At 70.0% G+C, this 23,677-nt stretch carries 22 protein-coding genes, 2 tRNA genes and 1 pseudogene; 11 read left to right on the forward strand and 14 right to left on the reverse strand.

All coding sequences use genetic code 11. The features are described 5' to 3' along the window. The first annotated feature begins 66 nt into the window (after positions 1-66). Positions 67-1,074: a sugar phosphate isomerase/epimerase family protein gene (locus ABZU52_RS13955; RefSeq protein WP_130403531.1), complete on the forward strand. Its 1,008-nt coding sequence runs from the start codon at positions 67-69 to the stop codon at positions 1,072-1,074. Between the two features lie 64 nt (positions 1,075-1,138). Here the strand turns inward: ABZU52_RS13955 and ABZU52_RS13960 are convergent, their stop codons facing one another. Then, a complete protein-coding gene (locus tag ABZU52_RS13960) occupies positions 1,139-1,543 on the reverse strand; it encodes a hypothetical protein (protein ID WP_354971423.1) in 405 nt (134 codons plus the stop codon). 261 nt (positions 1,544-1,804) lie between these two features. On the opposite strand from ABZU52_RS13960, the gene ABZU52_RS13965 reads away from it, so the two are divergent. From ABZU52_RS13965 to ABZU52_RS13980, 4 genes are all read left to right on the forward strand, one after another. Next, positions 1,805-1,877 (forward strand) — tRNA-Asn (locus ABZU52_RS13965). Between the two features lie 938 nt (positions 1,878-2,815). Then, on the forward strand, positions 2,816-4,933 hold the full coding sequence (locus tag ABZU52_RS13970) for an MMPL family transporter (RefSeq protein WP_354971424.1): 2,118 nt from the start codon (positions 2,816-2,818) through the stop codon (positions 4,931-4,933). Continuing rightward, on the forward strand, positions 4,923-6,161 hold the full coding sequence (locus tag ABZU52_RS13975; RefSeq protein WP_354971425.1) for an FAD-dependent oxidoreductase: 1,239 nt from the start codon (positions 4,923-4,925) through the stop codon (positions 6,159-6,161). The genes ABZU52_RS13970 and ABZU52_RS13975 overlap by 11 nt, the downstream gene beginning before the upstream one ends. A 123-nt stretch (positions 6,162-6,284) precedes the next feature. Further along, a tRNA-Ile gene (locus ABZU52_RS13980) sits at positions 6,285-6,361 on the forward strand. A 135-nt stretch (positions 6,362-6,496) separates the two neighbouring features. Here the strand turns inward: ABZU52_RS13980 and ABZU52_RS13985 are convergent. After that, complete coding sequence (locus ABZU52_RS13985; protein ID WP_354971426.1) at positions 6,497-7,090, reverse strand: DinB family protein; 594 nt, start codon at positions 7,088-7,090, stop codon at positions 6,497-6,499. A gap of 250 nt (positions 7,091-7,340) precedes the next feature. On the opposite strand from ABZU52_RS13985, the gene ABZU52_RS13990 reads away from it, so the two are divergent. Further along, a complete protein-coding gene (locus tag ABZU52_RS13990) occupies positions 7,341-7,580 on the forward strand; it encodes a hypothetical protein (RefSeq protein WP_354971427.1) in 240 nt (79 codons plus the stop codon). Between the two features lie 122 nt (positions 7,581-7,702). Here the strand turns inward: ABZU52_RS13990 and ABZU52_RS13995 are convergent, their stop codons facing one another. The 6 genes from ABZU52_RS13995 to ABZU52_RS14020 form a co-directional block, all read right to left on the reverse strand. Further along, entirely contained in the window at positions 7,703-8,338 is a 636-nt protein-coding gene (locus tag ABZU52_RS13995; protein ID WP_354971428.1) for a hypothetical protein, read from the reverse strand. Positions 8,339-9,002: 664 nt separating this feature from the next. Beyond that, a complete protein-coding gene (locus tag ABZU52_RS14000) occupies positions 9,003-10,928 on the reverse strand; it encodes an AAA family ATPase (protein ID WP_354971429.1) in 1,926 nt (641 codons plus the stop codon). Between the two features lie 60 nt (positions 10,929-10,988). Continuing rightward, a complete protein-coding gene (locus ABZU52_RS14005; RefSeq protein ID WP_354971430.1) occupies positions 10,989-11,402 on the reverse strand; it encodes a hypothetical protein in 414 nt (137 codons plus the stop codon). 22 nt (positions 11,403-11,424) lie between these two features. Further along, a complete protein-coding gene (locus ABZU52_RS14010) occupies positions 11,425-11,823 on the reverse strand; it encodes a hypothetical protein (RefSeq protein ID WP_354971431.1) in 399 nt (132 codons plus the stop codon). A gap of 21 nt (positions 11,824-11,844) precedes the next feature. Further along, on the reverse strand, positions 11,845-12,294 hold the full coding sequence (locus ABZU52_RS14015) for a hypothetical protein (protein WP_354971432.1): 450 nt from the start codon (positions 12,292-12,294) through the stop codon (positions 11,845-11,847). A gap of 35 nt (positions 12,295-12,329) precedes the next feature. Then, positions 12,330-12,839, reverse strand: coding sequence for a hypothetical protein (locus ABZU52_RS14020; RefSeq protein WP_354971433.1), 510 nt, complete (start codon positions 12,837-12,839; stop codon positions 12,330-12,332). 229 nt (positions 12,840-13,068) lie between these two features. Between ABZU52_RS14020 and ABZU52_RS14025 the strand changes: the two genes are divergently transcribed. The 4 genes and pseudogenes from ABZU52_RS14025 (at position 13,069) to ABZU52_RS14040 (ending at position 16,736) form a co-directional block, all read left to right on the forward strand. After that, positions 13,069-14,409: a BTAD domain-containing putative transcriptional regulator gene (locus ABZU52_RS14025; protein WP_354971434.1), complete on the forward strand. Its 1,341-nt coding sequence runs from the start codon at positions 13,069-13,071 to the stop codon at positions 14,407-14,409. Next, complete coding sequence (locus ABZU52_RS14030) at positions 14,390-15,655, forward strand: BTAD domain-containing putative transcriptional regulator (RefSeq protein WP_354971435.1); 1,266 nt, start codon at positions 14,390-14,392, stop codon at positions 15,653-15,655. Before ABZU52_RS14025 ends, ABZU52_RS14030 begins: the two co-directional genes overlap by 20 nt. Positions 15,656-15,789: 134 nt before the next feature. Beyond that, positions 15,790-15,927: pseudogene (locus tag ABZU52_RS14035) on the forward strand (IS6 family transposase); the annotation flags it as partial. 98 nt (positions 15,928-16,025) lie between these two features. After that, positions 16,026-16,736: a uridylate kinase gene (locus ABZU52_RS14040; RefSeq protein WP_354971436.1), complete on the forward strand. Its 711-nt coding sequence runs from the start codon at positions 16,026-16,028 to the stop codon at positions 16,734-16,736. A gap of 179 nt (positions 16,737-16,915) precedes the next feature. Here the strand turns inward: ABZU52_RS14040 and ABZU52_RS14045 are convergent, their stop codons facing one another. The 6 genes from ABZU52_RS14045 to ABZU52_RS14070 all read right to left on the reverse strand — a co-directional run bounded on the left by ABZU52_RS14045 (position 16,916) and on the right by ABZU52_RS14070 (position 20,501). Next, the gene (locus ABZU52_RS14045) at positions 16,916-17,620 is read right to left on the reverse strand and encodes a TMEM175 family protein (protein WP_354971437.1); all 705 of its coding nucleotides are present in this window, start codon (positions 17,618-17,620) and stop codon (positions 16,916-16,918) included. 132 nt (positions 17,621-17,752) lie between these two features. Then, positions 17,753-18,208 (reverse strand): hypothetical protein, encoded by a 456-nt coding sequence (locus ABZU52_RS14050; protein WP_354971438.1) that lies wholly within the window; start codon positions 18,206-18,208, stop codon positions 17,753-17,755. 72 nt (positions 18,209-18,280) lie between these two features. After that, positions 18,281-18,526 (reverse strand): dihydrofolate reductase family protein, encoded by a 246-nt coding sequence (locus ABZU52_RS14055; RefSeq protein WP_354971439.1) that lies wholly within the window; start codon positions 18,524-18,526, stop codon positions 18,281-18,283. 60 nt (positions 18,527-18,586) lie between these two features. Next, positions 18,587-19,489, reverse strand: a complete 903-nt coding sequence (locus ABZU52_RS14060) for an AraC family transcriptional regulator (RefSeq protein ID WP_354971444.1) — start codon at positions 19,487-19,489, stop codon at positions 18,587-18,589. Positions 19,490-19,671: 182 nt separating this feature from the next. Then, positions 19,672-20,313 carry an ABC transporter ATP-binding protein gene (locus ABZU52_RS14065; RefSeq protein WP_354971440.1) on the reverse strand — a complete coding sequence of 214 codons (642 nt, stop codon included), beginning with the start codon at positions 20,311-20,313 and terminating at the stop codon, positions 19,672-19,674. A gap of 29 nt (positions 20,314-20,342) precedes the next feature. Continuing rightward, positions 20,343-20,501, reverse strand: a complete 159-nt coding sequence (locus tag ABZU52_RS14070) for a lasso RiPP family leader peptide-containing protein (RefSeq protein ID WP_354971441.1) — start codon at positions 20,499-20,501, stop codon at positions 20,343-20,345. Positions 20,502-20,835: 334 nt separating this feature from the next. On the opposite strand from ABZU52_RS14070, the gene ABZU52_RS14075 reads away from it, so the two are divergent. Continuing rightward, a partial coding sequence (locus ABZU52_RS14075) for a fibronectin type III domain-containing protein (protein ID WP_354971442.1) occupies positions 20,836-23,677 on the forward strand: 2,842 nt, incomplete at its 3' end.

Here is a 23,677-nt window from a genome sequence, read left to right on the forward strand (position 1 = left end):
GTACGTCCGGTCACCCCTCGCCCCGGTCCGCACATGGAATCCCCATCACAACAGGGGAGAAGGACAATGGCGCGACCCATCACGCTCTTCACCGGCCAGTGGGCCGACCTTCCGTTCGAGGAGGTCTGCCGGCTCGCCTCCGAGTGGGGCTACGACGGTCTGGAGATCGCCTGCTGGGGCGACCACTTCGAGGTCGACAAGGCGCTCGCCGACGACTCGTACATCGAGCGTAAGAAGGAAACCCTCGCAAAGCACAACCTTCAGGTCTTCACGATCTCCAACCACCTCGTCGGTCAGGCGGTCTGCGACCACCCGATCGACGAGCGGCACCAGGACATCCTGCCCGGCCGCATCTGGGGCGACGGGGAGCCCGAGGGTGTTCGTCAGCGGGCCGCCGAGGAGATCAAGGACACCGCGCGGGCGGCGGCGAAGCTCGGGGTGAAGACTGTCGTCGGCTTCACCGGTTCGTCGATCTGGCACACCCTCGCGATGTTCCCGCCGGTGCCGCCGTCGATGATCGAGCGCGGCTACCAGGACTTCGCCGACCGGTGGAACCCCATCCTCGACGTCTTCGACGAGGTGGGCGTGCGGTTCGCGCACGAGGTGCACCCGAGTGAGATCGCGTACGACTACTGGACGACGAAGCGGACGCTGGAGGCGATCGGCAACCGGCCCGCGTTCGGGCTGAACTGGGACCCGTCGCACTTCGTCTGGCAGGAGCTGGACCCGGTGAACTTCATCTTCGACTTCGCCGACCGGATCTACCACGTGGACTGCAAGGACGCGAAGGTGCGTACCGGCGATGGCCGGCGTGGCCGGCTCGCCTCGCACCTGCCCTGGGCCGACCTGCGTCGCGGGTGGGACTTCGTCTCCACCGGCCACGGCGACGTGCCCTGGGAGGACTGCTTCCGCGCGTTGAACGCGATCGGCTACACCGGCCCGATCTCGGTCGAGTGGGAGGACGCCGGAATGGACCGGCTGGTTGGCGCCCCGGAGGCGTTGCAGTTCGTCCGCCGGCTCGCCTTCGACGCACCGAGCGCCGCCTTCGACGCGGCGTTCAGCAGCAAGGACTGACCGCACCCCGGACAGACCACGGGCCGGTCGCCCTGCGGCGACCGGCCCGTCTACGTGCGGTTGGTCAGAGCGTGCTGGCGTTCGTGCCCGAGCCGGACGGCTTGGTGCGGGGGTTGGTGGACGACGGCGACCCGGAGGTCGTGCCGACCGTGCTGGTGCCCGTCTTGGCGCCCACTGTGGCGGGCGTGCCGGCGAACGCGTCGTCGGCGGCGGTCAACTCCTGCTTGCCGGTGCTGCCGTTGCCGGTGCCCAGCTTCTCGCCCAGTTTGGTCTGGCCGAGCTTGTCCTTGCCCTCGCTGTAGAGCTTGTTGGCCTGGGCCTGCGCGACCCCGGCCGCCTCCTGGACGGTCGGGTGGTCGAGCACCTTGCGGCCCCGGACCACGAGCTCTTCGTACTTTTCCCGGCCGGCACGGGCGCCCAGGACGAATCCCGCAGCCAGCCCGCCAAGAAACATGATCTTTCCGCGCATGGCGGCTCCTTCCGTACCTGACGCGCCGTCACCCCGGCGAGTTGCCCCGTCGGAAGGCGACCTGTTCGCGCCTGCGTCCTCTGTCCGCAGCTAACTACCCATCCTGCTCTCCGCTCAAGCATGCTTGGGCCGGGATGGCGATTTACCCTGTTTGTCAATGCGACGGTGGGGAGGGAACCCACTGGACCACCACCGGGGGATGTCCTGTACTCTTGTCCCGTCGCACGGCGTCGGGGAGATCCGAAGTCGCGCGGAGCACGATCCCCTGTAGCTCAATTGGCAGAGCAGCCGGCTGTTAACCGGCAGGTTATTGGTTCGAGTCCAATCGGGGGAGCTTGCCCACCCAACGCCCGTCGGCCTGATGCCGGCGGGCGTTTCCATGCGCCCATGTTCGGTGGCAGCAACACCCCTGATCAACACCGTTGCGTCAGGCCAGAGATCGGTGGCCCGAGGGTCACATCCGTCGGGCGGTGCGTCCTCTGGTGAGCGCCACACCTCAGAGGCATGAATATGCCTCCCAGGTATCCCCCTGAGTAACACTCCCACCCGGGAGGGCGCCGCCGAGCAGCCGACCGCGCCGATCTTGCGCTTTGGGTGGTCGACCTGGATAGGGATGCTCCGTGTGTCGGGGGCGCAAGATCGCGGAGCCAGGGCACACCAACCCGGTCGATCATGGAGTTGTGGTGCCTGGATTGGTCTTCCATGGGCGCTTTGTCATCCACCACAAGTCCATGATCGACGGGGCGGGGTGGGTTGACGGGCAGCCGCTTCGCCAAGCGCAACGGTGTTGTCGTGGAGGTAGTGGTTTCCCGGCGCTTCGTGGCCACTGCGCGGTTCGGGCGTGACCCTGATGCCGCTGGCGTCGCCCGCCTCGTGCCCCACCCGCCTTGCTGCGCCGCCCCGCCTTGCTGCGCCGCCCCGCCTTGCTGCGCCGCCCCGCCTTGCTGCGCCGCCCCGCCTGCTGCGCCGTCCCCGGGCCACAAGATCACGCAAAATCCTTGTTGTAGTGGCATCGGCGCGTCGGTGATGCCACTACATCCTGGTTCGAGCGTGACCTTGGCGGCGGTAGGCGCCCCCAAGGCGCGGGGCGGCAGGGCGCGGGGGGCGGGGCGCGGGGCGCGGGGGCAGGGCGCGGGGGGCAGGGTGCGGGGCGGCGGGGCGGAATGCGATGTTTGGGCTGCTTGGGGCTCTTGTGCCGGGCAGGATGGGCGATGTCGACTGAGGCTCCCGCTGGGTCGATCGACGCGCCGAGCCTTGGGGTGAGTGCACAGGATGTCCGGACGAGGCGGCAAGGCCACCCTGATCGCGGCGGCGGTCGTGCTGGCCTGGTTGGTGATCGGCGCCGTGGCCGGCCCGTACGCGGGGCGCCTCAGCGAGGTCGCCACCAACGACAACGCGGCCTTCCTGCCCACCGACGCCGAGGCGACCCGCGCCCAGGACCTCGCCGGCGAGTTCGTCGACCGGCAGACCATCCCGGCCCTGGTCGTCTACGAGCGGCCCTCCGGGATCACCGACGCGGACCGGCAACGGGTGAGCGCCGACGCCGCCCGGTTCGCCGAGATCCCCGGCGTGGTCACCCCGCTGCCCCCGCCCATCCCGAGCGACGACGGCCAGGCGCTCCAGGTCGTCGTACCGGTGGGCGACGCCGAGGGCGAGGAGATCGGCGCGGTCGTCGAGCAACTCCGCGACATCGCCGGCGGTGACCGGGACGGGCTCACCGTGGACGTCTCCGGCCCGGCCGGCCTGCTCGCCGACCTGATCGAGGTCTTCTCCGCCATCGACGGACCACTCCTGCTGGTCACCCTGGTCGTGGTGCTGATCATCCTGCTGATCGTCTACCGCAGCCCGATCCTCTGGATCTTCCCGCTGCTCGCCGCCGGGATGTCGTACGCCCTCGCCTCGGTCTTCGTCTACCTGCTCGCCGACGCGGACGTGGTCAAGCTCAACGGGCAGGCCCAGGGCATCCTCACCGTGCTGGTCTTCGGCGCCGGCACCGACTACGGGTTGCTGCTGATCGCCCGCTACCGGGAGGAGCTGCACCGGCACGACCGGCCCTGGGGCGCCATGAAGACCGCCTGGAAGGGCGCCGCACCGGCCATCATCGCGTCCGGCGGCACGGTCATCGTCAGCCTGCTCTGCCTGCTGCTGTCCAGCCTCAACTCCAACCGGGCGCTCGGCCCGGTCGCCGCCATCGGCATCGCCGCCACCCTGCTGGTGATGCTCACCTTCCTCCCCGCGCTGCTGGTGCTCGGCGGGCGGTGGGCGTTCTGGCCCCGACGGCCCCGAGCCGACCAGGCCGACCCGCGCGCCGAACACGGCATCTGGAGCCGCGTCGCCGGCTTCGTCGCCCGGCACGCCCGACCGATCTGGTTGAGCACCGCCGTCGTGCTGGCCCTGCTGACGCTCGGCCTCACCCAGCTCGGCGCCACCACCCTCGGTCAGTCCGACCTGTTCACCCAGCGCACCGACTCGGTGGACGGCCAGCAGGTGATCTCCCGGCACTACCCGGCCGGCACCGGCAGCCCGGCCACCATCTTCACCACCGAGCAGAGCGCCCGGCAGGTCGCCCAGGTGGCCGAGGACGTGCCCGGCGTCGCTGACGTCCGCCCGCTCACCGCCGGCCCACAGACCGGCCAGCCCGACCCGAACGCCGCCCCGAAGGTCGTCGACGGGCGGGTGCAGCTGGAGGCGACACTGGCCGACCCACCCGACAGCGACGGCGCCGAGCGGACCATCCGCGAGCTGCGGGTGGCCGTACACCAGGTGCCCGGCGCGGACGCGGTGGTCGGTGGCTTCACCGCTATCAACGTGGACACCTCGGACGCCGCGAAGCGCGACCAGAACGTCATCATCCCGGTGGTGCTGGTGGTCATCGCGGTGATCCTGGCCCTGCTGCTGCGCGCGCTGCTCGCCCCGCTGCTGCTGATCGCCACAGTGCTGCTCAGCTTCGCGGCCACCCTCGGCCTCTGCGCGCTGCTGTTCCGGCACGTCTTCGACTTCCCCGGCGTGGACTCGTCGTTCCCGCTGTTCGCGTTCGTCTTCCTGGTCGCGCTCGGCATCGACTACAACATCTTCCTGATGAGCCGGGTCCGCGAGGAATCGGTCAAGCGTGGCACCCGTGCCGGGGTGCTCGCCGGACTCGCCGTCACCGGCGGCGTGATCACCTCCGCCGGCATCGTGCTCGCCGCGACGTTCTCCGCCCTCGCCGTGCTGCCACTGGTGATACTCGTCGAGTTGGGTACGGCGGTCGCGATCGGGGTACTGATCGACACCATCATCGTCCGGTCGTTGCTGGTGCCTGCACTCGCGTACGACATCGGGCCGAAGATCTGGTGGCCGGGCCGGTTGTCCCGGGCGAACGGTGAGCGGGAGGCGCGCGGTGCTGGCTGAAACCGATGTGGTCATCGTCGGCGGCGGCCTGGCCGGCCTCGCCGCCGCCCGCCGGCTGCACCGCGCCGGCGTGCCCTGGCGGCTGCTGGAGGCGGAGGGTCGGCTCGGTGGCCGGGTCGCCACCGACGTGGTCGACGGCTACCTCATCGACCGGGGCTTCCAGGTGCTCAACACCGCCTACCCCCGGCTCGGCACACTGCTCGACACCGACCAGCTCAACCTCGGCTACTTCACCTCCGGGGTGCTGGTCCGCAAGGGCGACAAGCTGCTGCGCCTGGTCAACCCGCTGCGCGAACCGACCGGTGGGCCCGGCACCGCGCTCGCCGGGGTCGGCTCCCTGCTCGACCGGCTGCGCTTCGCCGCGCTCGCCACCGGCTGCGCCACACTGCCCGCGTCCCGGCTGCTCGCCGCGCCGGAAACCAGCACCGAGACCGCGCTGCGCCGCGCCGGACTCTCCGACGCGATCATCGAGGAGCTGCTACGCCCGTTCCTGTCCGGTGTGTTCATCGACCGGGAACTCGCCACCTCCAGCCACGTGCTGGCGATGGTGCTGCGCTCCTTCGCCCGCGGCCGGATCGGCCTACCCGCCGACGGGATGGCCGCGCTGCCCCTGGCCATCGCCGAGCCGCTGCCGGCCGACCTGCTCGACCGGGACACCCCGGTCGCGGAGGTAACCCCGGGCCGGGTCCGCACCCAGGCCGGCGACATCCGCTGCCGGGCCGTCGTGGTCGCCGTCGACCCGCCCGCCGCGGCCGCGCTGCTGCCGGCCCTGACGACGGTACGCATGCACAGCTACACCACCTACTACCACAGCGCACCCGAGCCGCCGCTCACCGAACCGATCCTGCTCGTCGACGGCGACCGCCGCGAACTCGTCGCCAACACTGTGGTGCTCAGCAACGCCGCCCCGACGTACGCGCCCACCGGACGCCACCTGGTCGCCACCTCGGTGGTCGGCCCGAAGGCCCCACCCGAGCCGACCATCCGGGCCGAGTTGACCCGACTGTACGGCCGCTCCACCGCCGACTGGACCCACCTCACCACCGTGGCTGTCCCGCAAGCGCTGCCCGCCGCGCCGCCACCGCAGGGCCGGCTGCGCAAGCCGGTGGCGCTGGGGGAGGGCCTGTTCGTGGCCGGTGACCACCGGGACAGCCCATCGATCCAGGGCGCGCTCACCAGCGGCTGGCGCGCCGCCGGCGCCGTGCTGGACCAGCTGCGCGTCGGCTGACAGGCGTACCCGAGCACGCTGTTATATTCCTGTAGCCCATCGTGCTGGTGCGGGCGTGCGCGCCGGCCGGCTCGGTGCTGGCTGCGGATCGCCGAGCGGGATAAGATCCGGCGCGGTGTTCGGGGGGCGGTAGCTCAGCCGGTTAGAGCAGGGGACTCATAATCCCTCGGTCGCGGGTTCGAGTCCCGCCCGCCCCACCAGCCGTTTTCCCTGGCCAGCCATGCTGCCGACGACCCGGACGGACCGCGCCAAGGTCCGGGCCGACGCCCTCAGTCCGCGCTTCCAGGAGGGCGGGTCGACGGCAGACAGTGAGGATGGCATCGCGTCTCATGGGGTCATTCGCCTAGCGGAGCGCCCCGCCAGCGCCATTCCTTCAGCTGGGGGCGTCCTGGTAGCTCGATCCGGCCGGTGGACCAGCGCAGTGCCGCCCACGATTCGACGGCGGCCAGTTCCTGCGCTTCTTCGGGAAACAGTCGAGCGAGGACCCGGGTGCAGACGTCACGTGGTGGATCGATGGCGAGACCGAGGCCCTGGGCGATGTCATCGCCGTGCAGCAACGTCTCCACGCACCCCATCGCGGCGAAGCCCTCCGGATCGGCTTGGCCCGTGGGATGGTAGGCCCGAACATCCGGTCCGGACGCGCGTACGGTAGCTGCCAAAATGCGGCCACCCGCCTCGGCGAACGCCAGCACCTCTTCTGGGGAAGCGTCCTTGTCAGCGTTTGCCATGAAGCGTACAAACCGCTTCTCCGGCTGGGCCACGAGTTGACCCGCGAAGGACATCAGGCAATCACCGATGTGCTCGGCGGTGTGCCAGCAGTCCCACTCCAGGCTGCCTGCCCGCGCGAACCAGTCGAGGCCGGTCGCTGGTCGTAGGCTGGCAACAACGCTGGACATCGCTGCGTCGAGATCATCGGCGGTGACCGCCACGGTTTCCTCCAGGTTCGCGAGGCCGATGCTGCACCGGCCTGAGTCAGAACCGCCAGCCTGCCTGGTAGGTGTGACGAACTGAGTGACGACGGATGTGGACGCCAGCGGACGTAGACGGACACCCACGGAGTGTTCCAGCAGCTCAGCTCGCTCGATGGTCCAGCTCAACCAACAGCGATCATTCGTTCGGGACGAAGCGGTCGAGGCTGAGGGGGTGAGGTGGGGATCGCTGTCGTGGCAGCATGCGGCGGTGACCTTCGATGATGACCGGTACCTGGATGCCTTCGTCGACTACAGCAGAGGGCGTCATTTCGTTCGGTTGGACGTCGAAGTGCCAGCGGAGACTCTGACGGAAGGGTTGGCCGGTCCCGATGACGACGTGCCGCACGGCTCGTTGTGGTTGTCGGCGGACCGGGCGGAGGCGCTGGCTAGGTCGTTGCTCAGTTGCGCGGCAGAGGTGAGGGAGCAGAGCCGCAGGCGCGACGCGTGAGTGACTAACCGGGTGACGATCGGGTTGGACGCCGACGGACGAGCATGGACACCGGAGGACCCATCCCGCAGCTCAGCGCCTGTGAAACAGCAGGTCACCCATCTGTGTTGGTTGCCTGGGGGTCAAGGGACGGGGTCCAGCTCGGGGAGCATGCGAAGCCATGCCTGTACCTCATCAACGAGGCCTGCGTCGGTCATGTGGTCGACGAGGGGTGCGAGGTTGGTCAGCATACGGTCGATGTTGAGGAGCCGGTGGTAGTCCTGGTACTCGGCGGTCCGGGAGAGCGCTCGCCATCTCGCCGGACCTTCACCTGGCTGGACGAAGTCATCCTCGCTGAGCCGGCTCGCGCGGAGGGTTGTCGCGCGGGCGGCAGCCTGTTCCTGGGTCATGCCGAAGCTATCGAGAGCCCTGCGCGCGACGGCGTCCGGATGAGCATTGTCCGGCAGGTCCTGGACCCGCTGACCTGCGTCGAGGGCGACTGTGATGAGCGAGGCGAGCTGCTCGACGGCATGCTCCGTCGGAAACCCGTGTTCCGATGCCAGATCGATCAGAAAGACGGCCAATGCCATGTCGGCCTGAGGTCGGTGGGTGGGCCATCCGCAGTTCTGGCGGCGCACATCCGAGGTTGCTGCCTCAACCAGTGCGAACCACCAATGAACGGGGCTAACCGCGGCCGGCTGATGGTCGAGCAACCACCGCCTGCGTAGCGGCGGATCGATCGCAAGAAGGCCGTAGTACGCGTCCTCGATCTCGGTCACCCCACCCTCCCTGGCGTCAAGGCAGCGCTGTGCTGACGACGGTAGCTTGCTGGAGCGGAACGTCTCGCGGCGATGTAGCGCTTGTGATACCTCATGATCTCGGTCTTGGTCGCGGCTCAGCTCCTAGGCCCAGGCCACCACGGCCGCCGGGTCATCCGACGTCGCCTGGACGGTCCAGGCGTCGCGCTCGGCAAGCCAGCCGACGCCGTCACCAGCGACCTTCGTCAGCTACGACGCGACATCGACGCCCTCGTCAACACCATCCAAGGCGAACCGCCATCCGGTCCACTGCGCTACGCGTTCGTCGACCTCCACTATCAGCTCCGGTTGCTCGGTCAACGGGTCAACGCCGCGCTAGCGCCAGCGCCTCCGCCGTCGACCAACCGGCAGAGCTGGGGTAGCGACTCAAGCAGCCGCAGCTTGATTCAGCACCGGGAGCGCATTGGTCGGATCGGCGTCGTTTGCGTTTCCTTCTCGCAGCCGCCATCACCGACAACACGAGGCGGTGCCCGGCGGCGACGTGAGCGCCACACGGTGCGTCGCGGATCTTTCTCTGGGCTGCGCCGATGCGTTCGCCTCGACCGAAATCGACGGCTCACCCCGACGTCGGCGTCCGGGGGCACCGCGCAGCACGGGCCCCGCCTGGCAAAAGGTCCCGTACGACCTAAGAGGTGAAGCTCACGGGCTGGTGGGGCAGGCACACGGCCGAGGCAGGCCTGGCGGCTGCGTTGACGTGCTGAGCCTGGAGGATCTGCCCGAGTTGCTGCACCGCGGACTTGAGGTGCCGGCGGTAGGTGCTGAATGGGATGCCCAGCCGGGCAGCGGCCGCCTCCTGGCTCGTCGGGCGCTCCAGGTAGGTCGCCCGAATGACGCGCTGCTGCCGGATCCGATCGGCGTCCGCGGCGAGTGCGTCGAGGGCCGCGCACAGGGCGTCACGAACAGCGTCGCCGCCGCCGTACAGCCGGGCGAGCGGGTTCGCCGCCACCGCGTCAGGGTCGTGCCAGTCCCGCAGGATCCGCCGCACGGCGTCCTGGTGCTCCTGGTCGGACAGCCCGCGCCGCTCCGGCTGCCGGACGAACGTCGCCCGGGCCGCCGCACCCGGCGCGGGCGGGAGCAGCGTGAAGCCGAACCGCTCCAGAGCGGCGACCATGGGCCCGGGATCGGGCAGGACGACGAATCCGGCGACCAGCCCGGCACGCTCGCCCAGCAGCTCCGCGTAGATCCGCTCGGCCGGGGCGCCGACCCGGAACGGGCCCGGCACCAGGAAACGAGCCACCCCCACGTACTCCCCGGCGCGTAACGGTCCGTGCCGGTGGAGGTGGTCCCGGACCACGGCAAGATCCGGATCGTCACCGTCGTCGGCGCCGGTGCGCAGGTGCAGCCAGGCCAGGAAGGCCAGGGGCTCCGGGCTGCCGGCCCGGTGGTAGAGGTGGAAGGCCTCCGGCTGACGATCCAGCCAGCGGGCGACCTGTCCGGCCTGCTCGTCGCCTAGGTCGGCGCGGGCGAGTCGCAGGACGGCCGCACGCCGGTCCGCCGTGTACGGCCGTTCGACCAGCATCGGCTCCTCCTCCAGCGGCTCCACCGCCCGGATCAGCTGCAGCAGCTCCGGGACGGTCTCACCCGGCGCCGTCCCGGCCCGGTCGAGCAGGCGGCTCCACAGCTGGGACCGCAGGTGCTGGTACGCATCCGGGTCGCGCCACCAGCCGTCGGCCCGCAGGGCGTGACGCAGCACCGCGGGCAGGAGCAGACCGGCCCGGGCCGGGGTGACCCCGGTGAGGGCGCCGAGCCAGTCGAAGACCACGGTGGCCGTCGCGGCGTCCAGCCCGGCACGCAGGAGGTCCACCGTGACGTGCCGGACGAGGCCGCAAACGCGCAGGCCGAACTCGTGCGCCGGGGAGGGCGGCCGCCCGAGCAGATCATCGAGCAATGACCGGACGGCGTACGGGCCGGGAACCCAGTCGCCGTCCGCGGGAGCATCCTCCCGGGCCGACTCGGCGGCCAGCGCCAGGGCCAGCGGGTGCCCGGCGGCGAAGCCGAGGACCGCCGCAGTCCGGCCGGCCGGGACGCCCCGGCCGGCCAGCAACGCGGCGGACTCCACGGGGCGCAGCGGCCCGAGCGGCACCCTCCGGACCAGGCCGAGCCAGCCGGGATCGACCGTCCAGCGGGGCTGGGGACGGTGCCGCCCGGACAGGACGACCAGCGCGTCGCCGGGCAGGCCCGGGAGGTACGCCTCCCGCAGCCACGTCTCCAACCCGCGGCAGTGCTCGAAGCCGTCGACCATGAGCAGCACCGGGCCGCCCTGACGCACCGGCGTAACCCGCCGGGCGAAGGCCGAGACCGACCCGCCCACATCACGGCCGTCAACCTCGATGACGTTCCGCCCGGACCCGCGGGCGTCGTCGGCGAACTGCCGCAGCAGCGCCGACTTTCCAATTCCGGCCATCCCGTGGACCAGGAAGATCCGCGGGGTGTCCGCCGCACCGCCCAGCGCCCGATGGAACTCGTGGCGCTGGGCGTGCCGTCCGACGAAGCCGTCCCGGCCGGCCAGGTCGACCCGGTCGGCCAGGATGCCGTGCTCACCACCACCCATGGGGTCAGAATCCGGGCGGAGGGCTAATGGAACACTGTCGATGGATAATGGGTCGCCGCCTTACCGGGCGTGGAAGACGACCTTCTTGTCGCTGACCCGGTCGAAGACGCCAAAGAAGGCCCAGTTGCGGTAGCCGCCGTCACCCTTGCGGACGAAGGTTCCCTTGCCGCGGAAGACGACCCAGTAGAAGGTCTTCGAGGAATCTTCGCCCTCGTGACAAGCCGGGTATATCTCGTGGCCGCGTCTGACGACGCCCTCGAAGTGCGAAGAGTCCTCGGCGCTGCCGGCGTAGACGATGACGTTGTTCTTCGTCACGTCGCCGAACCGGGTCAGCTCGTCCACGGTGTGATTGAGGTGACATTCGTGGATCGTCACGGCGTTGGCCGGGGTGGCGCCGACCGCCACGGTGGCCGTGGCGACCAGTGCGACGGCCGTGGCGCGCAGGACTGCTCGCCGGTTGCTGATCGATTTCATCATGTCCTTCCGAAACGGTGGGTCAGCGGGGCTTGAAGATGACCTTCTTGTCGGTGGGCCGGGTCCACCGGCCGAAGAAGGCCCAGTTGCGGTAGCCCCCCTCGCCCTTGCGCACGAAAGTGCCCGACTCGAACATCACCCAGCGGAAACTGGCCTTGTTGCGGACCGTGTCGCACTCGTTGGTATAGGTCCCACCGGTGAAGGCGACGCCTTCGAAATGGACGCTTTCTTGGGCGCTCAGTTTCCAGACCATGATGTTGTACTTGTTGTTGACGTCCCAGCCGCGCAACTCGTCGACCTTGACGCCGAGGTCGCACGACTTCCAGGCGGCGGCGGCCGGCTGACTCGTCCCCGCTAGTGCGCCGGCGACGAGAGAGGCGACTACCGCGGTGTGGGTGAGCTTCTTCCGGATCGTGGCCATGTGTGTTCTCCTCCTGATGGCTCAGTGAAAGTGGACGATCTTGCCGTCCGGCCCGGAGCGGGTGAACTGTCCGACGAAGGCCCAGTTGTTGTAGCCGCCGTCGCCCTTGTTCCGGAACGTGCCTCCCTCGGCGATCCACAGGCCATAGAAGACGCCCTCGAATTGCATGGTGGCGAAGAAGTGGACGCCAGTCAGCTGCACGCTGTAGTCCTGCGCCAGATTCATGATGATGACGTTGTAGGCGTGTTCGTCGTTGTTGTCGGCGACGGTGATCGCCCGCCGGGTGAAGGCCTCCCGTTCGACTACGTAGATTTCCGACAGCTTTTTCGCGATCCGGACGCCGGGCACACCCTGGGACTTCGACACCGTGACAGGCACCGTGACAGCCCCCGCGGCGGCCGGTTGCACCGCGACCACGGACGGCAGGACGAGGGCGGCGGCGATCACCGCACCACCGATGACGCGGCGCATTCTCGGGCGGGAGCTGCTCCCGCGCAGGCCCGCGGTCACGGCTTGCGGAAGTGCACGGTCATGCCGTTGCGGTCGAACCACCCGCGGTAGGCCCAGTTGATGTAGCCGCCTTCGCCCTCGTTCTTGACGGTGCCGTGCGAGAACGCGACCACCCGGAACGGGGGGTAGCCGGGGTAGCGGTAGACGGCGTCCGAGACCTTGCCGACCAGGTGGCAGGAAAATCGGCCCTCCCAGGACCCGTTCGGGGCCACCATGACGATGATGTTGTGCTTCTCGCCGGTCTTGTACCAGGCCGTTTCGCGCAGGGCGCGGACCAGCCCCTCGCGGTTGATCTGCAGCCGCACCTGCTCCTGCACGATGGAAAAGATCTGGTTGGCAATCCCCAGGGCCCCGTCCAGGACCGAGACACTGCCCCCGGCCATCGTCACCATGCCCGTGTCGGCGGTTGCCGGCTCGATCGGCGCGGCCGCGGCCGGCAGACCGGGCACCAGCACGGCACCGGTCAGCAGGGCCGTTGCGACGGCCGTACTCCTCCACAACTTCACGGATGTTCCTCCCTCGTCGGGTGTCAGCCCGGACGGCTGACACGCCTCAGATTTCCGGCACACCGGGAGGGCCACCAGGTCACCGGAGTGCTCACTGCTGACCACTGCTGGTCACTGCTTCTACTCCGCGACGCCGATTGGGCTCCGGGGCGTAACCTGCTCGAAGCCTGCTGTGCAGCCGGACCACGCTACGGTTCGGGCATTTCGCTACCGAGATCGAAGGAGAGGCGTGCAGCCCGGCATCGCGTTCTCGCTCCTGGGACCGGTCCAAGTGCTCCGCGACGGCCGGCCCGTACCCGTCCGGTCCCTGCGGACCCGAGCGCTGCTCGCCCTGTTGCTGCTGCACCGGGAGCACCCCGTCGCTCCGGCCCTGCTGATCGACCGCGTCTGGGGCGACCCACCGCCGCCGACCGCGCTGGCGTCGGCCCGCAATGTGGTGTCCGGCCTGCGGCGTCTGTTCCAGGCCGGCGACCAGGTGAACATCGATACCGAAGCCGGCGGGTACGTCCTCGGCGCCCCGGCCGCTTCGCTGGATCTGACGGACTTCGCATCGCTGCGGGAGCGTGGTCGTGCGCAGCTCGGCGCCGGGGACCTCGACACGGCGGCGATCACGTTCGGACAGGCGCTACGCGTATGGCAGGGGCCGGCCATGATGGACCTCGCGCTGGCCGGGATGGACTGGCCCGAGCGGGCCGCGCTGGAGGAGCAACGCCTGGCGACCGTCGAGGACCTGATCGAGGTGGACCTCGCCCGGCACCGGTACCGGGAGGTCTTGGTCCGCCTGGCCCGCCTGCCGGGAGAACATCCGGAGCGCGAGGCGCTGCACCGTGCCCGGGTCGTCGCGCTGCACCGGTGCGGGCGGCGGGCCGAAGCAGCCGAGGCCTACCTGGCTGCCCGCCAGACCCTGACCGAGGCCACCGGCCGGGCACCGAGTAACGCGTTCCGCGCCCTGCACGGCCGCCTTCTCGATGAGGAACGGAGAACGATGGACTCAGGACCGCCGTCCCGGGTGCCGCCGCCGTCCGGCGGCCCACCGAGGTCCGCCCGCCGGTCGGACGGCGCGAACGGTCCCTTGATCCCCAGGTCGAGATCGATCGGCTCCTCCGCCGATCTGGTCCACGAGATCCGGGCGGTCGCGGTGCTGGCGGTCCGAGTGTTCCCTCCTGGCCCACCGGAAGCAGCGCGCGACGTCGTCGGCGCAGCGGTCCGCGAGCACGGCGGTGTGGTCGGAGAGCTGCGAGGTGCAACGCTGGTCACCTACTTCGGCCTGACGGACGAGGAGGCCCCCGATCCCGGGCCGGCCAGCCGGGCCGCCGCCTGCGCCATCGCCCTGCACCGGGCGCACTCGCCGGACCGCACCCGGGCCGGCGACCTCACCGGGACCGGTGCTGACGGCTCCGGCCCGCGCGACGGCGCCCGGTTCGCGTGCGTGGTGACGACCGGCCCGGTGATGCACATCGTGCGGGAGGACGGACCGGGCCGGGTCACGTCGTGGGTCGCAGGTGAGATTGTTGAGCTCTGCGAGGCTCGCGCCGAGGAGGTGCGTCCCGGTGAGACCGCGATCTTCTGAGGTCGTCGGAATCGAGGTCCTCGGTGCCGCCCGGGTGCTCCGGGACGGCGTACCGGTCGAGCTGTCCAGCTGGTGGGTCCGCGACGTTCTGGCCCTGCTGGCCCTGTCGGTGAACCGGTACGTCTCGACCGACCGGATGGCGCGCGGGGTCTGGGACCGCGACCTCGACGCCGCGGCGGCGGCGAAGATCGAGCGGGCGATCCGCGAGCTCGACCTGGCCCTGCGGATCCCGGGCGACGATGCGACCCGGATCGAGCGCTCGGCCGGCGGTAGGTGCGTACGGCTCGTGGCCCCGGCTGGCGGGACGGATCTGCTGGTGGTCGAACACCTTCACGAACAGGCCCAGGATGCCGCCGGACGGGGGGACCTGCAGGCCGCCGCAGAGTGGTCGGGAGAGGCGCTGCGTCTCTGGGACGGCGCTACGGCCGTCCCGGCGCCCCGAACCGCTGCCGACTGGCCCGAAATCGTCGCGCTGCGCGAACTGCGGGCCCTGATCGAGCACGATCACCATCGCTGGGCGCTGGCCGCCGGCGCGGACCCGGGCGGCCGGATTCGACGGCTGCAAGACCTGGCCGCGGCTCACCCGATGGACGAGTCCTGGTGCGCCCTGGAGATTGCCGCCCTGGCAGCGGCGGGTGACCGGCCGGAGGCGGAGATCGCGTATCACCGGATCGCGGACCGGCTGAGCAGCACCTGGGGTTTGGAACCCGGCCCCTGGCTGCGGGCGGAGCGGCGACGGCTGGAGCAGGTCCGGGAGCTGACCGACGGGGTCGGCGCCGACGTGTCGATCCTGGTCGTGATGCGGCGCCCGGAGCTGCGCCGCGCCGACGACGAGCGCGTCAGACAGGCCGTCCGGGAGTGCGGCGGTCTCGTCGTCTGGCGGATCAGGGCCGTCACGATGGCGATGTTTACCGGCAGCGACCCCGGCGGCCGCGCGCTCGACACCGCCACGGCGATCCGGCGCCACCGGGAGCGGGACGACGCGGACCTGGCCGGGTCGGCGCTCACCATCGTCGGTTCGGGGTGGGCGGACCGCTGCACCCCGGAGAACGCCGCGGCGCCGGGAGCCACCGGTCCGATCCTCGCCGGGGACGTGTTGACGCAGGGAGAGGAGGCCTTCCAGCGGGCCCGCCCGGGTGCCGTCATCGTCGATGCGCTGACCGCGGAACGCACCGGCGCGGCGGCGTCCTACGAGGTGTGTGGGCCCGGGTACCGATTGGTGACCTGGCGGGGACGGGCCGTGTGAGATCGCCTCGGTCGGTCTGTTGCGTTGCTCGTGCCCAGGGATCGCGGCAGGCTTGACGGGTGCAGCGGTCGAGTCCTCGTCGTCCCTGGTCGCCGCCGAAGTCGGCGTTCACCGGGTTCCGGTTCGCCGCGGAGGTGATCGTCGTCGCGGTCCGCTGGTACCTGCGCTACAACCTCTCCTACCGGGACGTGGAGGAACTCCTGGCTGAGCGCGGTGTCGAGGTCGACCACGTCACTGTGTTCCGGTGGGCGCAACGGTTCACCCCGCTGCTGGCCGATGGCACCCGGTTCGCCCGCCACTCCCCGGGTGACCGATGGTTCGTCGACGAGACCTACGTGCCTGCCGCCTTTGACCTGGCAGGACGGGTGGCATGCTGCAAGGCACCCGCGACGAGCTGATCGGACGCCTGGCTGAGGCAGTCGGGTCCGTCACGGTCGCCCACCCGCTGCGGGTTGCCGTCGACGGAGCGCCCGCCGCTGGCAAGACCACCCTCGCTGACGAGTTGGCCGTCGTCCTGCGCGAACAGGGCCGCGACGTCATCCGCGCCACGATCGACGACTTCCTCTTCCCCCGGGCACAGCGCTATCCGCGCGGCGAGTACTCGGCCGAAGGCTGTTACTACGACACCCACGACCATGACGCGTTGAACCGGGTTCTGCTCGATCCGCTCGGGCCGGGCGGAGATCGACGCTTCCAACCCGCGGTCTACGACCACAGAGCGGACGCTGTGGTGTCCCCGCCGGTCATGACCGCCCCGGCCAACGCTGTGCTCGTCTTCGACGGCGTCTTCCTCCTGCGCCCGGAACTGCTTGACCGGTGGGACCTGCGCATCTTCGTGTCAACGGCACTGGCGAAGACCGTGGATCGTGCCGTGATCCGAGAGCAACGGGCGTCAACTCGGGCCGACATCGAACGACGCTGGCGCGAGCGTTACATCCCCTCGCAGCAGCTCTACTTCGCTACGGTCCGCCCGACTCAGCACGCCGACCTCGTCGTGCACAACGACGAGCCCCAGCGGCCGGTTTGGGAAACTGTCCGGCGAGGAGATCCGCTCTCCGAAGCCCTGGCAGGCGGTGAGTGAGCCGCACCTATGGGACGTCCACATACTCGCCGAACGGCTCGATGGAACCGTTCCAACCCTGTTGGGTGATCTGCCCGTTCGCGTAGGTGTATGACCAGCGGGCGCCGTCCTCGCCCTCGATCTGGACGGTGCCCGAGCGGACGAACGGCGCAATCGCGACGTAGAAGGCCGCTCTCTACCTATGGGACGCCGGGACTCTGCTCGCGGGTGCGCTGAATGCTGGCGACCTCGCCCTTGATCGGCAGCCAGTAGAAGGGGATGAACGCGATGACCACCGCGAGGCCGACGACCGGATGAAGGGCGCCCAGCGCGGTCCCGACGACGACCCAGAACGGTGCGGGGCGGAAACGTCTGCTGATCGCCAAGGCGGTGTCGTTGTCGGTGGTGGAGGTCAGCAAGCGACGGCCATGTCTGGCGTACTCCCAGATCACATTGAAGAGGACAGCGGCCAACACGTAGGTGGCTCCGTAGAAGATCAGTGCGGTTTGCTTGCCGTGGCCGGACTCGAACGCGCGGGCGAGGAGGGACGAGGCGAACGGCAGGAACGCGATCACCATCAGCAGCAGGGTGTTGAGCAGCAGCAGCATCCGGTCGGCCGAGCGGATGTGGTCGAACATGACGTGGTGATTCACCCACACCTGCCCGATCAGCAGGAAGGTGAGGGCGTACGCCACGTATGAGGGCCACAGGTCGATCAGGCCACGGAGCAGGTGCTCGGTGTCCTTCGGCGGCTGGATCTCCAGGACGAGCAGGGTGACGGCGATGGCGATGACCGCGTCGCTGAAAATGACTGTTCGCTTCGGATCTCGTTCCGCGCCGATCGGGATGCTGGATCGGGTTGCGTTCTTCGTGGAGGCGCCGCGGGCAGCGCGAAACCAGCGCATGAGACTCCCCGTTTTCGGCATGCACGGACCCGTTGCCGAACCCTCCGGCGTCGCGGGTTTCCCGCCGTCGCGTGACCCAAACCGGCCCGTATCCGGTCGGTTCGAGTCGCCGGACAGGGCGCTCGGTGGCCCTCAGCCGATGTGCAGCAGCAACACCTGGTCGTTGCGGAGTTCGGAGATGCTGTCGCGCAACAGCCTCAGCCCGTCCAGACCGGCGGTGCCGCTCTCCTCGAAGTCCATCCCCATCTCCTCGAAGTGGGCAGCCAACTCATCAGCGCGGTGCCCAGCGGGGTCGAGCTGGTTCAGTAACCACTCCGGGGCGGGAGTGATGAGGACGGTCAGGCCGTACGCGCTGTTGATGGCCTCGGACTCGGCATTGAACTCCGACCGCTCGAGGTCGATGCCGCGCTCCTCCAGGTAGGTCAGGACGTACAGCATGCAGTAGCCGGACCATTCGTACTCCTGCCGCGCCCTGCTCCCGTGTTCGGTCAGGTACGAGTGGAACGACGACGGCGATGCGCGGGCCAGGTGGGCCAGCTCGGTGATGCTGTCCCTGGGGACCAGGGTCAGTGACGCGATCGCGGACACCACGCTCTCCCTCGTACGACGGCTCTCGGTCAGCTCGCCGGGCAGGCTACGGGGAGGGGGTGACTTACTGCTTCAGGGCAGCACGCGATAGGTCACGTGCAGGACCGAACTCGCCGCCCGCGCCGTCAGCTGTTCGAGGTTCAGTGGCGGGACGCCCTCGAACAGCCGCACGCCGGCACCGAGGGTGAACGGCACGATGTGCAGCCGCAGCTCGTCGAGCAGGCCGGCGGCGAGGTACTGGTTGATGGTGGTGGCACCCGGGTCGGCCAGCAGGTGCGCGGCCGCCTCGGTCCGCACTCGGCGGACGTAGCGTCCCACGCAGGGACGCCTGACCGGAGTCGGGTTCGACATGCCCAGCGCGAACACCGCGCGGCCCGATCAGGCGTGCAGGGTGTCGTTGGGGGAGCGGCCGTGCGCCGCGCGGTAGTCGACGGCGAAGCGGTCCGCGTGCAGGTAGCCCCAGCGGTGCGCGATCGCGGTCACGGTGTCACCGTTGGTCGGGTCGGCGTCGAGCAGGTCCCGATGGGCGTGGTCCAGCCGTGTCCGCCGCAGGTATGCCGTCGGGGTGGTGCCGAGGTGGCGGCGAAACGCCGCCTGCAGGGCGCGGGGTGTGACGCGGGCGGCGTCGGCGACCTGGGTGATGGTGATCGTTTGGTGGCAGTGCGTCTCGATGAATGACACGGCGCGACGCACCGGGCCTGCCGGTAGCGGGCCGGCGTCGATCCGGTGGGCCATCGTCATCGCCGAGTTCGGGAAGCAGGCGAGCGCGGCGGAGGCGGCAAGGTCGATGGCGGCGCGGATCACCAGCGGGTTTTCCAACGCCTCAGCGGGACCGGTCAACAGCGAATAGAGGTGGGTCGCGCTGTCGTGCCACAGCCGACCCATCTCGCTGGAGACGGGTGTCATCGCCTCGAACCGGAAATCCCCGGGGTCGATGCCCGTCCGCTCGACGGCCACCTCGGTCACCGTGCGTGAGTCCAGATTCATGCTGTAGAGGTCGAACTGCTGACCGACGTTGATGAGCGGGCGCCCGGTCCTGTGCAGGAGTACTTCACCGGGACCTGCCCGTACCTCCTCCCGGCCATCCCGTACCACCGCACGACCTGTCACCACGGCGACGAGCAGCAGGTCGCTCAGTGGCTCGAGATCGATCTCAAGGTCGGCGCCGCACTGCACCCGGCTCGCCAGGATCGGCCCGACGTCGACCCTCGTCTCGCGGTACGTGAATGGTGCTGGGATGCTCCGCGGCCGTACCTCAAGCCCCGCGCACCGCTGGCGCATCACATCGTGTGCCTGCGAGACCTCGTGGGTGACGAACTCCTGCCGAATGACTGAAGCCGGTGTCTCGACCCGCTGATGCAAGCTGTCCCCCTCGTCGCCATGAGGGCGGCGCCCGCCAGAGGAAGCCACTCGGCCAGGCGGTTGGGCCAAGCGGCAGAGACGAGAAGACGCTACTTCAGCTCTCAACGAGGCTGGGCCGCTACCGACACGGTCTCCCGTGCCGGCATCGCCAGCACGTGGTCGCAGCGTGGTCGGTCCTCGGCCAGGTGAGAGGCGATTACGCAGGTCAGGCCCGGTCGACGGTCGAGTGCGGCCCACAGCAGCATCCGCGCCGTGGTGTCCAATGACCGACAGGGTTCGTCGAGCAGCAGCACCGACGGATCGCCGAGCAGGGCTCGGGCGACGCTGATGCGGGCCCGCATCCCGGCCGAGCAGCGGTTCGCCGGGACGCTGGCGTACTCACTGATGGCGAGTTCGTCCTCGATGCGGGCGACCGCCGCGGTGGCCTGCCGCCGGGGTAGCCGCATCCGGGCCACCAGCATCAGGTTGTCGTGCCCGGACAGCCCGCCGCAGAGGGTCTGTTCCGGGGCGAGCGCGACGCCGACCAGGCGGCGAGCGGCGAGGGAGCCGGCCGGATGGCCGGCGACCGTGGCCCGGCCGGTGCTCAGCGCAAGGGTGCCGGCCAGGCAGCGGAGCAGCGTGGTCTTGCCGGCGCCGTTGCCGCCAGCCAGCAGCAGTCGGGCGCCGGACGCGACTTCCAGGTCGAGACCCGAGAAGATCGGGCGCCGTCCGAAGGCGCGTCCGGCACCGTCGAGACGCAGCACGGCCGGGGATCGAGCAGTGGACGTGGAGGTCAGATCGATCCCTCGACGCCGGACTGGCCGTCGGCGTCGGTGACGCCGGGGAAGCCGCCCCGGGTCAGCTCGGCCAGCGTGCCGAGCCGGCGCAGCTTCGGCGGCTGGTAGCCCTTCGGAGTCTCGTCCGATGGCTCGGGTACGGGCGAATTGATCATCAAAGCTCCTCTGTCTCGGAGAAACGGACATGCGGATAGTAGCGCCGTGAAAAGGTGCCGGTGGGAGAACTTGCATGGTAGTGGCCGAGACCGCCACGACCTGTCCGCGAACCGAACGGACTAGGACAGAATGCGCCGAACAGGACCAGTAAAAGGGCTCTGACCTGGGAAAACATGATATTCCGGAGGAGCTATATATTTCCATGCCAACGAGTCCATTTCGGATTCGTCCTCTCCCGACACCCGGTCACCCGCCCGGGTTTTGTGGCGCGTCCACGTGTCCGCCGCCATCCGCCTCGCGCACCGTGCCTTGCCACCCCGAAAGGTAGGTTCGATGTCACCCTCTTCTCGTCTCCGCGCACTTGTGGGGTCGGCGATGGCCGCCCTGCTGGTCGCGTCGGCCCTTGCGGTGCCCAGCACCGCCGGGGCACGCGCCCCGGACCGCAGCGCCCAACCGGCACGCGCCGCCGTGTCACAGGCACCGGCTCAGCACATGGCGCCGGTGGGACCGGATGACCGGAGCGCCGAGCCGGTCAAGCTCCGCGTGCCGTCCGCGCCCGCCACACCAAAGGCGGCCCGCAAGGGTACGAAGGCGGTGGTCACCTGGAAGGCCCCGAAGGCCAACGGCAGCCCGCTCACCGGCTACGTGGTCACGCCCTACCGCAACGGCAAGAAGGCCAAGGCGACCTCCGTCGCCGCGGGGAAGACGAGCGCGACGGTGAAGCTGCCGTCGGCTACCGGCACCTGGACCTTCACGGTCGCCGCGCGCAACGCCGCCGGCACCGGCCCGGCCAGCAAGCGCTCCGCACCGCCGAGGCTGCTCGCCCTGCCCAGCGCCCCGACCATCCGCGCGGTCACCGCCGACGTCAACACCGCCGTGGTCAGCTGGAGCCCTCCGGTCTCCGACGGTGGCTCACCGATCACCAACTACATCATCTTCCCGTACATCGGCGCGGTGAAGCAGCCGTCGCAGACGGTGCCTGCCGCGCCGCTGACCGCCACCGTGGGTGGTCTCACCGCCGGCCTGACCTACACCTTCACCATCGCGGCGCTGACCGGCCAGGGTCTCGGACCGGAGTCCGCGCCGTCGCACCCGGTCATCCCGAACGAGTCGCCCTGGGTGTTCTGGAACGGCAGCAACGCCGAGGTCGGCGTGGCCTACAGCCAGAACGTCGGCGTCTCTCGCGGGGTGGCCCCGTGGACGTTCTCCATCACCTACGGCGCCCTGCCGCCCGGGCTGACGATCAACGTGAACACCGGCACCATCTCCGGCATCCCGACCACGGCCGGCAGCTTCGCCTTCGTGGTCCGGGCCGTGGGCAGCACCGGTGAGATCGGCAGCCGGCTGATCACCATCTCGGTCACCCCGGCCCCGACCATCGTCATCCCGTCCGTGCCACTGGGGGAGGTCAACGCCCCGTACGCGCTGCGGCCGACGGTCGTCGGCGGGGTGGCCCCGTACGTCTGGTCGTTCGCCGGCGGCGTCCTGCCACCCGGGCTCAGCATCGACCCGGTCACCGGCGCGATCTCCGGCCGACCGACCACCGCCGGCACCTTCGGCACCGACCTGCGGGTCACCGACGCCGCCGGCCTGAGCGACGTCGAGCAGATCCGCATCGTGGTCCAGCCGCAGACGGTGGTCACGCTGACCGCCAGCGCCGCCTCGGTCAACTTCGACAGCCCGGTCACCCTCACCGCGACGCTCGGCCCGGGTGAGGTCCAGGGCAATGTGACCATCTTCGACAGGCAGCGCACCGGCATCACCGTCAACCTCGGCACCATGCCGGTCTCGTTCAGTCGGGCGACCTTCACCCTGAAACTGCCCGCGTTCGGCCTGAACCAGATCTTCGTCCAGTACGACTCGACGAACACCAACGCCGAGGCCATCTCCAACACCGTGCCGGTGCAGGTGAACGGCGTGGCCGGGCAGTTGCTCATCGACCAGTTCCGGCAGTCCGGCGTGGCCAACACGCCCGGGCAGTTCGACCAGTACGTGGTGCTCTACAACAACACCTCGATCCCGATGCAGTTGCCCGGGCTCAAGGTGGAGGCGCCCGGCGGCGTGTCCATCGAGATCCCGACCACCGCGACCACCATCGCCCCCCGGGTCGGTTACCTGATCGGCACGAACCGCTACAACGTCTCCTTCCCGAGCATCCCGGCCGACCTGGTGGTGCCCACCCTCGGGCCGGTGCCGAACACCGGCGCGACCGGCCTGCGGCTACGGGTGCCCGACGCCGCCAACACCATCACCGATGCGGCCGGCAGCCTGCCGGGCTGGTTCACCGGCACCCCGCTGCCGGCGTTCACCAGCCCGCCCACCGTGCAGAACGCCTGGGTGCGCCTGCGCGTCTTCGGCGTTCCGCAGGACACCCGCAACAACGTGGCCGACTTCCGGCTGGTGGCGACCACGCTCGGCCCGATCAACGGGGTGCAGTCGGCGCTCGGCTCGCCGTCGCCGCTGCGCCAGTTCGGGCCGTTCGAGCAGAGCACCATCCTCCAGACCACCCTGCTCGACCCGACCAAGGCGGCGAACGAGGCCCCCAACCAGCAGATCGTCGATGCCACCCCGGCCAACCCCAAGCGGTTGATCGTCCGGCGGGGCATCACCAACCGGGGCGTCACCCCGGCCACCCTGCTGCGGCTGCGCATCTCCACGCTCAGCCAGGTCAACGGCGCACCCATCCCGGGTAAGCCGACGCCACCAAACCCGGCACAGCTTCGGCTGGTCAACCCGGACACGCCCACCGACACTTTCACCGTCGGTGGGCAGACGGTGACCGTGCGGAACCTGTCCATGGACTCGCCAGCGCAGGATCCGCCAGGGGGTGGGCTCTCCACCACGCTCACCGCACCGCTGCCGGTCGGCGGCCTGCCGCCCGGCGGGACGGTCTTCATCTCGCTCACCTTCGAGGCGGACCAGGGCGGACGGTTCTGGGTCGGTTGGGACGTCGAGGCCATCGGCGGTGGACCGGTCATTCCGCCCGGTCTCGCCGCGGCCGGGACGATGACCTCGGCGAAGGAGAAGTCGGCCAAGAAGGCCGACCAGCAGGCGGCGAAGAGCCGCAAGCTGACAAACATCCAGGGTCAGCAGCGAGCCGAGCGCACCCATGGTGGCCAGCGCGGCGCCGGCGATCCAGAGGTGGTCCTTCTTGCCCTCCTCCCACAGCTCGTTC

The organism is Micromonospora sp. NPDC005220, assembly GCF_040607895.1.
Classification (GTDB): domain Bacteria; phylum Actinomycetota; class Actinomycetes; order Mycobacteriales; family Micromonosporaceae; genus Micromonospora.